The 11,714-nt window shown below is 70.6% G+C and carries 12 protein-coding genes; 3 read left to right on the forward strand and 9 right to left on the reverse strand.

All coding sequences use genetic code 11. The annotated features are described in order from the left end of the window. Positions 1-43: 43 nt before the first annotated feature. The 4 genes from HF024_RS18450 to HF024_RS18465 all read right to left on the reverse strand — a co-directional run bounded on the left by HF024_RS18450 (position 44) and on the right by HF024_RS18465 (position 2,802). The gene (locus HF024_RS18450) at positions 44-457 is read right to left on the reverse strand and encodes a hypothetical protein (RefSeq protein ID WP_168690568.1); all 414 of its coding nucleotides are present in this window, start codon (positions 455-457) and stop codon (positions 44-46) included. Positions 458-590: 133 nt separating this feature from the next. Further along, the gene (locus tag HF024_RS18455) at positions 591-875 is read right to left on the reverse strand and encodes a hypothetical protein (RefSeq protein ID WP_168690569.1); all 285 of its coding nucleotides are present in this window, start codon (positions 873-875) and stop codon (positions 591-593) included. A 122-nt stretch (positions 876-997) separates the two neighbouring features. Next, a complete protein-coding gene (locus HF024_RS18460) occupies positions 998-1,618 on the reverse strand; it encodes a response regulator transcription factor (RefSeq protein WP_168690570.1) in 621 nt (206 codons plus the stop codon). Beyond that, positions 1,615-2,802, reverse strand: a complete 1,188-nt coding sequence (locus tag HF024_RS18465; RefSeq protein WP_168690571.1) for a sensor histidine kinase — start codon at positions 2,800-2,802, stop codon at positions 1,615-1,617. Before HF024_RS18465 ends, HF024_RS18460 begins: the two co-directional genes overlap by 4 nt. A gap of 149 nt (positions 2,803-2,951) precedes the next feature. On the opposite strand from HF024_RS18465, the gene HF024_RS18470 reads away from it, so the two are divergent. Then, on the forward strand, positions 2,952-4,043 hold the full coding sequence (locus tag HF024_RS18470) for an ABC transporter permease (protein ID WP_168690572.1): 1,092 nt from the start codon (positions 2,952-2,954) through the stop codon (positions 4,041-4,043). Further along, positions 4,040-4,750 carry an ABC transporter ATP-binding protein gene (locus HF024_RS18475; RefSeq protein WP_168690573.1) on the forward strand — a complete coding sequence of 237 codons (711 nt, stop codon included), beginning with the start codon at positions 4,040-4,042 and terminating at the stop codon, positions 4,748-4,750. The genes HF024_RS18470 and HF024_RS18475 overlap by 4 nt, the downstream gene beginning before the upstream one ends. A 60-nt stretch (positions 4,751-4,810) precedes the next feature. Here HF024_RS18475 and HF024_RS18480 read toward each other — a convergent pair whose 3' ends face one another. Further along, positions 4,811-5,380, reverse strand: a complete 570-nt coding sequence (locus tag HF024_RS18480) for an NAD(P)-binding domain-containing protein (RefSeq protein ID WP_168690574.1) — start codon at positions 5,378-5,380, stop codon at positions 4,811-4,813. Between the two features lie 92 nt (positions 5,381-5,472). Between HF024_RS18480 and HF024_RS18485 the strand changes: the two genes are divergently transcribed. Further along, entirely contained in the window at positions 5,473-5,982 is a 510-nt protein-coding gene (locus HF024_RS18485) for a MarR family transcriptional regulator (RefSeq protein WP_168690575.1), read from the forward strand. Positions 5,983-6,030: 48 nt separating this feature from the next. Here the strand turns inward: HF024_RS18485 and HF024_RS18490 are convergent, their stop codons facing one another. From HF024_RS18490 to HF024_RS18505, 4 genes are all read right to left on the reverse strand, one after another. Next, complete coding sequence (locus HF024_RS18490) at positions 6,031-6,819, reverse strand: hypothetical protein (RefSeq protein ID WP_168690576.1); 789 nt, start codon at positions 6,817-6,819, stop codon at positions 6,031-6,033. Between the two features lie 4 nt (positions 6,820-6,823). Continuing rightward, complete coding sequence (locus tag HF024_RS18495; protein ID WP_168690577.1) at positions 6,824-9,133, reverse strand: TIM-barrel domain-containing protein; 2,310 nt, start codon at positions 9,131-9,133, stop codon at positions 6,824-6,826. Beyond that, complete coding sequence (locus HF024_RS18500) at positions 9,130-10,299, reverse strand: glycoside hydrolase family 15 protein (protein ID WP_168690578.1); 1,170 nt, start codon at positions 10,297-10,299, stop codon at positions 9,130-9,132. Before HF024_RS18500 ends, HF024_RS18495 begins: the two co-directional genes overlap by 4 nt. Positions 10,300-10,420: 121 nt before the next feature. Further along, a complete protein-coding gene (locus HF024_RS18505) occupies positions 10,421-11,665 on the reverse strand; it encodes a sugar ABC transporter substrate-binding protein (RefSeq protein WP_085368340.1) in 1,245 nt (414 codons plus the stop codon). Between the last annotated feature and the right edge of the window lie 49 nt (positions 11,666-11,714).

Below are 11,714 nucleotides of genomic sequence, written 5' to 3' on the forward strand. Positions count from 1 at the left end.
GCGAGCCGACCACGCATGTCAACCAGGCCGTGGCCGGCTCCCGTCATTCGTGCCCACGTCGATGCTCCCTTGACACTTCCGCAAAGTCCCACACTTCGGCCTGAAGTCTGTCAGCGATGTCGTCGCCGCGAGTATTCCACTCGCGTCCGGTGGATGCGTCCAGCCAGCCAGAATCGAAGCGGAAGCCGGACTCCCAGGTCTCGTACCATTCGCGCATGTCATCGACGAGGCGCTCGCTGAGCCCGTAGACATCTGGCGTCGGTGTCGGGTCTTCGGTGTCGGACTCCCATAGCGGCCACGGGTTGCCGTGATCGGGAAAGAACCGGATTATCCTGAGCTCACCATTGTGCTGCAGCGCTGCGCGACGGAGCGCGCGCTCTCGAGACATTCCGGTGGCCACCCACACCTCGATCTGCGTGGTGGGGTGGACGATCCATTCGCCGTCAGCCGCGTTCATAGTCCCCACGTTACCGACGGCGGAGGACTGGCCGTACGACAGAGATCCTGCACGTCAGGCATCCACGCGCGAATGGGTAGACGCGACGCGGAGTGGCTTGCAGTGGTCCCCGGCCGCGCCGAACCGCGAAACGTCACTCCACGCTCAGGCTTATCCCGTCTGGCAGCTCTGATCGGAGGAGCTGGATGACCTCGGTTCGGTCGCTGTCGAAACGCTGGAAGTTCTCCTCCGAGTCCCAGCCGTCGAACGGATCGGCGTGCTCGCTCCAGAAGTCGTAGAGCCGGCGGAGACGCTTGGTGAGCTCCTCGGAGAGACCGAAGTCGCTCGGCTCCATCGTGTACTTGTCTGTGCCGGACTCCCAGAGCGGCCAGCGGTGGCCCCAGTCGAAGAAGAACCTGATCGTGCGCGCGCCTGTCATGGTGAACCGATGGCTTGTCAGCAGCTTCCCTTGGTCTTCGATGTGGCGGTGATGATCAGCTTATTGTTCTCGGACCACCGGCCGGCGGGCTCGAAACGCATCGCCAGTCTCCCGCCAAGCCGCTACCGCAGCACCCCGAGCGAGCGCGCCGTCGACACCGCGGCCGTGCGCGACGCGACGCCGAGTTTCGAGAACACGTGCACCAGGTGCGATTTCACCGTGGCGTCGGTGACGAAGAGGCGGCGGGCGATTTCGGCGTTGGATGCACCGTCGGCGACGAGTTGCAGCACCTCGATCTCGCGGGCGGAGAGGCTCACGCTGGGTGAGCGGAGTCGTTCCATCAGGCGGCCGGCGATGGCGGGGGCGAGCGCGCTCTCGCCGGCCGCCGCGCTGCGGATGGCCGCGATCAGGTCGCCGGGAGGCGCGTCTTTCAGCAGGTAGCCGCTCGCGCCGGCCTCCACGGCGCCCAGGATGTCGCCGTCGGTGTCGTAGTTCGTGAGCACCAGCACGTACGGCGGCGCATCCAGGGCCCGGATACGCCTGGTCGCGTCCGCTCCGCTCTGGCCGTCGGCGAACTGCAGGTCCATGAGCACCAGCTCGGGGGCCGTCGACTCTGCGAGGGCGACGGCCTCGTCGGGGGTGGCGGCCTCGCCGATCACCTGCAGGTCGTCCTCGCCCTCCAGCAGCGCCCGGATCCCGGCGCGCACGACGGGATGGTCGTCGGCGATCACGATGCGGATCATCGCGCATCCACCGGGAATGTCACGGTCAGCGTGGTGCCGCGGCCGGGCGCACTGTCGACGCTGAGGTCGCCGCCGAGTTGCTCGACCCGTTCGGCGATGGCGCGCAGGCCGAACGAGTCGGAACCGGCCGCGCGGGCGCCCACCAGTTCCGGGGCGAAGCTGAAACCGTCGCCGTCGTCCGAGACCGTGAGCGTCACCTCGGTGTCCGTCGCGTCGAGCACGACCCTCGCGACCGTGGCGTGCGCGTGCTGGCGCACGTTCGCGAGTGCACCCTGAGCGATGCGCAGCAGGGCGGTCTGCACGGTCATCGGGAGGTGCCCGGTCTGCGACGTCTCGACCTCGATGCGGAGGTCGCCGTCGGTGCCCGGCTGCTGTTCGCCGAGGCGGGCGAGTGCTTGCGCGAGCCCGTCGTCGAGCAGCGGCGACGCCAGCTCCCGGATGAACCTGCGCGTGTCCGCGAGCCCTTCCGCCGCCGTCTCCCGCGCGAGCCGGACGTGCTCGGCCCCGGGCCGGTCGCCGTCCGCGCGCTCGGCGGCGTGCAGCAGCAACTGGATGCTCGACAAGCCCTGCGCGACCGTGTCGTGGATCTCGCGGGCGAGGCGGGAACGCTCGGCGAGCATCCCCTGCTCTCGTTCGCTCTCGGCCAGGCGGTCCCTGGTCGCGACGAGTTCGGCGAGCAGCGCCTCGCGCTCGGCGGCCTCGCGGGCGAGTGCGCGGTAGCCCAGGCCGATCAGCAAGGCGACGGCGGCACCGACCACGGGGCCGATCACGCCTCCGACGGTGAAGCCGCCGTGCATCCCGAGCGCGACGATGGCGACGCCGGTCGCGGCGACCACGGCCGCCGGGCCGAGCAGGCCGGGGAGCACGTGCAGGTAGAGGAAGAACATCGGGAAGACGAGGTACGCCGCCTCGGGCACCAGCACGATCAGGCCGATCCAGATGACAGACAGCCCCACGATCCAGAGAGCGGCAGCCGCTTTCCTGCGTCGCTCCGGCACGAACCGCATGAACGCGACCAGTGCGTAGACGACGGCGAACGCCGCCGTGAGCGCCAGCGACGGACCGAGCGACGGGCCGCCCACCAGGAACACCCGCACCAGCACCAGCACGAGCAGGCCGACGACGAGCAGGTGGAGGCCCGTGCGCAGCCCGACGAAGACGGGGGTGAGGGTGTTGTGCGGCATGACGCTTCCAGCGTAAGGACTCGGCGCCTTGGGGGCATCCATCGAAAGTTCGAGCACAGCATCCACAGGCTTGACGATGACCGGGATGCGCGCGGAAACGAGGCTGGAAGACGTGCCGGGACGACGCTCCCGGCCGGAAAGGAGACACCGTGTTCGTCGCATGGCGCGACCTGCGGTTCGCCAGAGGCCGCTTCATCCTGATCGGCGCCGTCGTCGCGCTCATCACCGTCCTCGTCGGGTTCCTGGCCGGGCTGACCGGCGGGCTGGCGTTCCAGAACGTGTCCGCGGTGCTCGACCTGCCGGGAAACAGGCTGGTGCTGCAGCAGACGGACGGGAAGACGGCGGGATTCTCGGAGTCCGAGCTGTCCGAACGGACGGTGGAGGCCTGGCGGAGCGCGCCGGGGGTGCGCGAGGCGCTGCCGGTGAGCATCGTGCAGGGACGGGCGACGGCCGGCGGGACCGGCGGGACAACCACCGGCGTGGCCCTCTTCGGGATGCCCGCCGGCGATTCACCGGACGGTTCCTCACTGCGCAGCCTGGTCCCCGCGAACGACGACGAGGTCGGCTTGTCGACCGGAGCCGCCGCCGACCTGTCCGCCCGCGTGGGCGATCGGGTGAGCATCGCGGGCACCGCATACCGGGTCGCGTCGATCGGCGGCGACCTCTGGTACAGCCACACCCCGGTGGTCGCTCTGACGAGCAGCGCGGCGGCCGAGGCGGAGAAGCGGATGGGCGGGAGCGGCGCATCCACGGTCCTGGCGGTGACCGGCGACCCCGACTGGGATGCCGTGGGCCGGTCGACGGGGACCGTCGCGCTCGCGCCGCTCGCCAGTCTGACCGCGCTGGAGACCTTCAAGTCGGAGATCGGCTCGCTGGCGCTCATGGTGGTGATGCTGTTCGGCATCTCGGCCCTGGTGGTCGGCGCGTTCTTCACTGTGTGGACGATGCAGCGCTCCGGCGACATCGCCGTGCTCAAGGCCCTCGGCGGGACGACCGGCTCCCTGGTGCGCGACGCGCTCGGGCAGGCACTGGTTGTGCTCGTGGCAGGGATCGGCATCGGACTCGCCGCCGTTGTCGGGCTCGGCACCATCGCCGGCGGGGCGCTGCCGTTCCTGATCAGCCCGCTCACCACTCTCGTGCCCGCCGGGGCGATGGCCGTTCTCGGTCTCGCCGGCGCGGCCGTCGCCCTCCGGACCGTCACCTCGGCGGATCCCCTCACCGCACTCGGGAGCAACAGGTGATCACCCTCGACAACGTCACCCTCACCTTCCCGGACGGCGCATCCCGCGTGACGGCCGTGGATGCGGTCACCCTGCACGGCCGCGCCGGCCGCGTCACCGGGATCACCGGCCCGTCGGGCTCCGGCAAGTCGAGCATCCTGGCCATCGCCGGCACGCTCATCCGTCCGGACTCCGGTCGCGTGCTGATCGACGGGGTGGATGCGGCCGGGCTGTCGCGCACGGAGGCCACGGCGCTGCGGCGGTCGCGCATCGGCATCGTGTTCCAGCAGTCGAACCTGCTGCCGTCGCTCACCGCCCGCGAACAGCTGCAGGTGATGGGCGAGCTCGGCGACCGGCCGTCGCGCGGGCTGCGGCGTGCGGTGCGGGCGCGGGTGGACGACCTGCTCGACGCGGTGGGCCTGTCCGGCCAGGCCGACCGGCGCCCCGCGCAGCTGTCCGGCGGGCAGCGGCAGCGGGTCGCGATCGCGCGGGCGCTCGTGCGGGAGCCGCGGGTGCTGCTCGTGGACGAGCCGACCAGCGCGCTCGACCAGGAGCGCGGCGCGGCGATCATGGACCTCATCGGGCGCCTCAGCCGCGAACGGGACACGGCGACCCTGCTGGTGACGCACGACCTGGGGCACAGCGGCGCACTGGACGAGCTGGTCACCGTGGTCGACGGCCGCGTGGTCGAGGCTGCGGTCGGGACCACGGCCGCGAAACACCAGTAACTGTCGCGAAACTCCCGGGATGCGGCGCAGTTACTGGTGTCTCGCGGCGCGGAGCGGCGGTTACGCCTGCAGGGCGAAGCCGCCCGTCCAGGCGATCTGCTCGCCGACGGCGAGCGTCAGCTGCAGGAAGCCGAGGGCTTCGAGCTCGCGGGCGCGCTTGAGCGAGCCGGCGTCGACGGCCTTCACGCCTCCGGCGGTGATGGCGGCGGCGAGCTCGGCCTTGGCCGCGTCGTCGTCTCCCGCGATGAGGACGGTGGTTTGCACGTCGCCGACCTTCTTGCTCGCGAGGGTGGCCGCGAACGTCGTGTTGAACGCCTTGACGACCTTCGAGCCGGGCAGCTTGGCGGCGATGACCGCAGCGGCCGAGCCGTCGGCGGGGACCACGAGGCCGTCGAAGGTGGCGAAGTCGAGCGGGTTGGTGATGTCGACGACCGTCTTGCCTGCGAGGGCGTCGCCGTACTGGGCGATCACGTTGTCGACCTCCGGATACGGCACGGCGAGGACGACGATGTCGCCGTTCACTGCACTGCCGGTGCGGCCGAGGTACTCGACCGTGCTTCCGCCGTCGGCGACGACGCCGCCGATCGCCTTGGCCATGTTGCCGTTTCCGATGATGCTCACCGAGGTCATGATGCTCCTTCCGGCCGAAGCCGATTTAGTTGATGCTTCAACTATTACTCGGATTTAGTTGAAGTGTCAACTACTTTGCTAGAGTGGTGGTCATGACAGACGCCGAGGCACTCGAGGGACGCGAGAAGGACGCGTGGCTCGGCCTCCTCGCGCTCGTCCAGCTCCTCCCCGGTGCGCTCGACACGCAGCTCAGCCGCGACTCCGCCGCCACGCACTACGAGTTCTTCGTGCTCTCCCGCCTGGCCGAGGCACCCAACCACCGGATGCGGTTGAGCGCGCTCGCGACGGCGACCAACGCATCCATGTCGCGGTTGAGCCACGTCGCCAGCCGCCTCGAAGCGCGCGGGCTGATCCGCCGCCAGCCGTGCGAGGAGGACGGTCGCGCGACCAACGCGGTCCTCACGCCCGCCGGCGAGGACTTCGTGCGGGATGCATCCCCCGGCCACCTCGACACCGTCCGCTCGACGCTGCTCGGAGCACTGACGGCGGACCAGGTCGAGCAGCTGGCCGCGATCTCGACCACCCTGGTGACCGCGATCGACCCCTCCCGCCGCCCGAGCGACTCCTGCGCGAGCATCGTCGAGGCCGCGAAACACCAGTAACTGTCGCGAAACGCCCGGGATGCGCCGCAGTTACCGGCATCTCGCGGCTCAGGGGCGATCGAGCCAGCCGAGGCGGCGACGGACCGCGGCGGAGCCGGCGGCCGGGTAGTCGGGCCAGCCCGGGGCGAGCAGGTCGTCGGCGAGGTCGAGCATGGTGCGCGCCGCCGTCTCCGGGTCGGCGGCGAGCGCCGCGGCGATCCGGTGCGCCTCGCGTGGGTACGACTGCTCGAAGCGACGGCGCGCATCCAGGTTGTCGCGCGTGGCGGCGCTGGCGGGCACGCGCTCGGTGATCAGGTCGATGAGCGTCCCCTCCGCCTCCTCCCGGATGACGTGGGCCCCGCTGAGCAGTTCGCCGCGGCGGGTGCGGCCGACACCGACCAGCAGCTGCACCAGGAAGACCGCAGCGGCGGCGGCACCGGAGGTGTGGATGCGCGGCACGGTCGCGGTGGTGACCTCACGCATCCACTGTCTCACCTGGCCGCCGTCCCAGAAAACCTCGGACGCGTTCGCGGAGAACGTGCGCAGCTCGCTCTCGTCGACCACGGCGAACTCGAGCACGTGGCCGTCGTCGTAGAGCGCCTTGAAGCCGTCGTGGTGTTCCCGCCCGACCGCGACCAGGCGCCCATGATCCGGCAGCCAGGTGAGGTCGGTGCGGAAGCGCTCCTGCGCGCCGGGCACGGTCACGATCGCGAAGTCGTGATCCGACCACTCGTCGACCCGCCGGCGGTCGGCCGTTGAACCCATGCCGACGAAGCCGATCACGTCGGGCTCCGCCTCCGCCCACGCGCGCAGGCGGTCGATGAAGTCCTCGAACGCCGAGACGACGCCAGAATTCATGAGCTCAGTCCTCGGCGGCGTCATCGTCTGCGGCGAACACCGGCAGCATGCGCCCCGCGGCCTCCGCGCGGACGAACACCGGGATCGCGTCGAGCGGGGTGTCCACCGTGACGGTCGCGCCTCCCGCGAACTGCTCGCCCGTCCAGGCGTCCACCCACGAACCGGCAGGGAGGTAGACCGGCCAGCTGGTCGCGCCCTCGGACAGCACGGGGGCGACGAGGAGGTCGTCTCCGAGCATCCACTGCGGCTCCGTCGACCAGACGGCCGGGTCGGCCGGGTGGTCGAAGTAGAGCGGGCGCATCAGCGGGCGGGCGGTCGCGACCGTGATCGCCGCCTGCTCCGCCAGGTATGGCACGAGACGTTCGCGCAGCTTCGCGTACCGGCGGAACACCGGGATGACGCGGTCGTCGCCCGAACGCTCCTGGATGTTCCACGGCGTGCGGTCGCGCGACGGCGTGCGATGGTGGTTGAACTCGGAGTGGTACTGCATGATCGGCACGAACGTCGCGGCGGCGACCGAGCGGAGGAACAGCTCCGAGGAGGGCACGTCGCCGGAGAAGCCGGCCAGGTCCCAGCCCCAGTAGACGATGCCGCTCGCGGCGGCGGAGAGTCCGGCGAGCATCGACCAGCGGAACGCCTCCCAGGTCGAGTTCTCGTCGCCCGCCCAGAACGCGCCGTGCGCCTGCGAGCCGGTGAAGCCCGCGCGGCTGAACGTCACGGGCGCCTTGCCCGCCGAGCGGAGCAGGTCGCCGTACGCCGCGGCGTACGCGACGGGGAAGGTGTTGTTCTTCTCGTCGCCGCGCCTGCCGTCGAGGTAGACGAGGTCGCTGCCCCAGGCATGCTCTCCACCGTCCGTCTTGAAGCCGTCGATGCCGACCTCCTCGACGAGGTAGCGGCGCTTCTCCGTCCACCAGCGCGCTGCGCGCTCGTCGGTGAGGTCGGGCATCAGGCCGAGCGGGAACCACCAGCCGCGGTTGCGGTACGGACGCAGGCTGCCGTCCGGGGCCTCCTCCCGGATGAGCACGTTCTCCCTGATCGCCGCTGCGGCGTCCGCGGCGACCTGGTCGCGGGGGTGCGGGCGCATCTTGATGAGCGGGATCTGCCACAGGTGCAGCCGGATGTCCCTGGCGTGCAGTTCGTCCGTCATGCCCTTCGGGTCCGGCCACGCGCCGTCCTCGGGGAACTCGAAGTCGGCGAGGCGGTGCGGCGCGCCGTCCTCGGTGACGGCGGCGCGCGCATCCCGGAACGCGGTGAACGTGCTCTCGTCGCTCCACGCCTCGATCACCACGGAGCCGACGGGGATGTCGTGCTCGCGGTGCAGGTCGGCCTGGCGCATGACCTCGGCCTGCGTGTTCCACTCGTTGCCGCTCGCCCACAGCCGGAACACCCAGTCGGGCAGCTCGACCGGGGTGCCGGCCTCGGCGAGGAAGCCGCGCAGCACGTCCGTCGGGGATCCGTCGAAGAAAGCGACGGAGAGCAGGTCGCCGGAGGGACCGGATGCGTCGACCGGGGCGTCGAGCTCGGCCTCGACCCGCAGCTCGGAGGGGGTGGATGCGCCGACGTCGAACCAGACGCGACGGGACGTGCGGACGTGGAAACCCCATCCATCGCCGCCCACGACGTGCGCGAACGGCATGGGCAGGTAGGTCTTCCGCTCCGCGCCCTGGTTCTTGTACTGCTCGAACACCACGGAGTCGAGTTCGGCGCCGCGGTGGTCGAGCGCGTCGTAGCGCTCGCCGAAACCGGTGACGTGCTCGCCGTCGGCCAGCGGGAGCGCGAACCGGATGCGCGTCGCCCGCTCGCCGTCGTGCAGCACGGAGACCGAGCCGGGGACGACGCGGGATGCACCGGATGCGCCGGATGCGGTCGCTACCGCCCCCGCATCCACCGGCTGCCACTGCGCCGCGCGGAACGAGAACCAGCGCGTGCGCTCGCTGCGGCCGTCGGTGTGCGTGGCCGTGAAGCGGTAGCGGTATGCGCCGCCGAACCGGAGCGGCGGGGTCTCGACCTGCCAGCCACCGACCGCTCGGGCGAGCCTGGCCTGCGCGGAGGCGAGGTGGCCGCCGTCCTCGGTGCGTCCGCGGGAGGAGCTGGCGACGCGGGCGAGCGGGAGCACGAGCGACTCGGGCGTGCCAGCATCCGCATCCAGGCCCGCATCCGGCCGCCAGGCGAACTCGACGGCGACCGCATCCACCATCCCACTGGCGCGCACGCCGAGCACGGCGGTCGAGCCGGCCTCGGGGATGACCGGCGAGCGCTGCTCGGTGTCGATCGAGTACGGGTGGCCGGAGCCGGACGGGCGGTGGCGGATCATCGGGTGGGTCCTTCCGGGAGCGACGTGAGCGACGTAAGCGAGGTGAGAGTCGGGTCGAGTTCGACGGCGAGACGGATGAGCATGGCGTGGCTCCACAGCAGCGGGGTGGCGACGGCGCCCCAGCGGTCGAGCCACTCCTGGCGCATGCCGGGGGCGATCAGGTGGCCGTCGACCTGCTCGGGGAGGTCGAGGTCGGCGGTGGCCGTCGATGCCGCCCACGCGAGCAGTTCCGCCGCGCGCTCCCGCTCGCCCGCCGCGGCGTGCGCCAGGCCGAGGAAGCAGCTGAGGATGGGCCAGCGGCCTCCGCCGTAGAAGGTGTCGCCGAGGTAGCGGTGCACGCCGCCGTCGACCGTGAGCTGCCGCTCCAGGGCGTCGATGGTTGCAGCGGCGAGCGCCGAGCGCGCGTCCAGCATCCCGAGCGGGGCGATGGCTGCTGCAAGGCTGCCGTCGACGGTGGCGACGCCGAGCCATTTGGTCAGGTGGCCGTCGCGCACGCCCCGCTCAGCGACGACCTCGCGGATGGCCCGGGATGCGGCCGTCGCCTCCTCGGCGCGCGTGCCGCTCACCAGGCCGGCGCGCACCGCGGCGTCCAACCCGGCCGAGACGCAGGCCAGCGTGGAGACGTGCACGGACTCGCTGTGCTCCTCCCACCAGTCGTAGCACGGGCGGTCCCAGGAGCTGGTGAGGTAGTCGACCGTCAGCTCGGCCGCTTCGCGCCAGCCGGAGAGGTCGACGCCGTGCCGCTCGGCGTGGGCGACGAGCGCCCACAGCCAGGTGCCGTAACCGTCGAGCTGGAAGTCCCACCACTCGTCGGTGCCGTCCTGGCCGTCGTACGTGAACCGCGCGGGAAGCATGTGCTCCCCGGCCGGCGGTCGTCCTGCCCTGGTCTCGTTGACGATCCAGTGGATGTGGTCCGCCCGCGCCGTGAGCACCCGCGCGCACCAGTCGAAGAAGGCCGTCGCCGATGCCTCGTCGCCGTAGGAGGAGACGCCATCCGCGATGAACGATCCGTCGCGGAACCAGCAGTATCCGGCGTATGCGGAGAACGTGGGACTCGCCGGGTATGCGCCTTCCGGCGTCTGCAGCGCCGCGATCAGGCGGTGGCCGGAGGCGGCGAGGTCCGCGATCCCGGCGAGCGCGGTCTGCGGGGTGAAGGTGGTGGGCACGACGGCCTTTCTGGTGTGTCCGTGACTCGGTGTTCGTGGTCGGCGTCCGTGGTCGACGGTCCGCGATGGGCGGCCCGGCCGGGGTGGGGGTGCCCGGCCGGGCCGCTCTGGCGGTGCGCTGCTACTTGAGCAGCGCGTCGACCTGCTTCGCCGTCGCCGGGATGGTGTCGGCGGTCTTGGACCTGCCCGCCGCGATCTCGCCGAGCGCGTTGGTCACGTCGTCCTGGATCTTCTGCGAGTTGGAGCCCAGGTTCGGCGCGGTGGCGATGTGCTCCAGCGAGTCGAACACGGCCTTGCGGTTCTCCGGGGTGCCGGCGGTGAGGTACGGCTTCAGCAGGGACTCGTCCGAGATGGCCGGGAGCTCCCAGCCCGCCTTGAGCCGCACATCCACCATCGTCTTCGAGCTGGACAGGTAGGTCGCGAACTTCTGCGCTGCGTCCTTGTGCTTGGAGTCGTTGGAGACGGCGACCGCGTTGGAGAACGTGGCGCTGGCCTTCTGGGTGTCACCCGGCTCGACCGCGACGTCCCAGCCGAACGGCAGCTTCCCGAGGGTGCTGAACATCCAGATGCCGGTGTGCCACATCGCGAGCTTGCCGTCCTTGAACAGGTTGGAGTCGAAGTCCGGGGTGCCTGCTCCGTCGGCGGCGGACGGCATGGTCACGCCGCTCTTGCCGGCGAGCCAGTCCGCGGCCTTCGTGCCGGCGTCGGAGTCGAACGCCGACTTCTTGCCGTCCTTGGTGAGGAACGACCCGCCGGCCTGCTGCACGGTCTTGTAGTACTCGTTGTACGTGATCGGCTGATAGTCGCCCCAGACGCCGGCCGCCTTGTCGGTCAGCTTCTTGGCCGCAGCCTCCTCGTCCGCCCAGGTCCACGAGTCCGTCGGGTATGAGACGCCCGCCTTGTCGAAGAGGTCCTTGTTGTAGAAGAGCACCACGTTGGAGAACGAGGTGGGCAGGCCGTACTGCTTGCCGTCCGTCTTGTAGGTGTCGAGCACCGAGGTGCGGTACGCCTTGGCATCCACACCGTCGAGCGGCGCGAGCACGCCGTCCGCCTGCAGGTTGCCGTAGCTGCCGAGGTCCACGTCGAACACGTCGGACTGCGTACCGGCCGAGAGGTCGGTCTGCAGCTTGGTGAAGTAGTTGGCGTAGTCGGTGGTCGACACCTTGACGGTGATGTCCGGGTTGGCCTTCTCGAACGCGCTCACGATGGTGGCGAGGTTCTTCTCGTTGCCGCCGTTGGAGATGAAGTTCGAGTATGTGATGGTCGTCTTCCCTCCGTCGGAGCCGGATGCGCTGCATCCACTCATCCCGACGGTGGCGAGGGCGGCGACCGCGAGTGCTGCGGTCGCGGCGAGTTTCTTGTTCATGTGTTTGCTATCTCCTTTGATACGGATGGTGCGGATGCTGCTGCTGTGG

It is taken from the genome of Leifsonia sp. PS1209 (assembly GCF_012317045.1).
Lineage (GTDB): Bacteria > Actinomycetota > Actinomycetes > Actinomycetales > Microbacteriaceae > Leifsonia.

What these genes read in the sequence shown, in the direction of transcription:
- HF024_RS18450 (WP_168690568.1), bottom strand. Translation starts at nt 457, where the DNA reads ATGAACGCGGCTGACGGCGAATGGATCGTCCACCCCACCACGCAGATC.
- HF024_RS18480 (WP_168690574.1), bottom strand. Translation starts at nt 5,380, where the DNA reads ATGACCTCGGTGAGCATCATCGGAAACGGCAACATGGCCAAGGCGATC.
- HF024_RS18460 (WP_168690570.1), bottom strand. Translation starts at nt 1,618, where the DNA reads ATGATCCGCATCGTGATCGCCGACGACCATCCCGTCGTGCGCGCCGGG.
- HF024_RS18455 (WP_168690569.1), bottom strand. Translation starts at nt 875, where the DNA reads ATGACAGGCGCGCGCACGATCAGGTTCTTCTTCGACTGGGGCCACCGC.
- HF024_RS18465 (WP_168690571.1), bottom strand. Translation starts at nt 2,802, where the DNA reads ATGCCGCACAACACCCTCACCCCCGTCTTCGTCGGGCTGCGCACGGGC.
- HF024_RS18505 (WP_085368340.1), bottom strand. Translation starts at nt 11,665, where the DNA reads ATGAACAAGAAACTCGCCGCGACCGCAGCACTCGCGGTCGCCGCCCTC.
- HF024_RS18485 (WP_168690575.1), top strand. Translation starts at nt 5,473, where the DNA reads ATGACAGACGCCGAGGCACTCGAGGGACGCGAGAAGGACGCGTGGCTC.
- HF024_RS18490 (WP_168690576.1), bottom strand. Translation starts at nt 6,819, where the DNA reads ATGAATTCTGGCGTCGTCTCGGCGTTCGAGGACTTCATCGACCGCCTG.
- HF024_RS18495 (WP_168690577.1), bottom strand. Translation starts at nt 9,133, where the DNA reads ATGATCCGCCACCGCCCGTCCGGCTCCGGCCACCCGTACTCGATCGAC.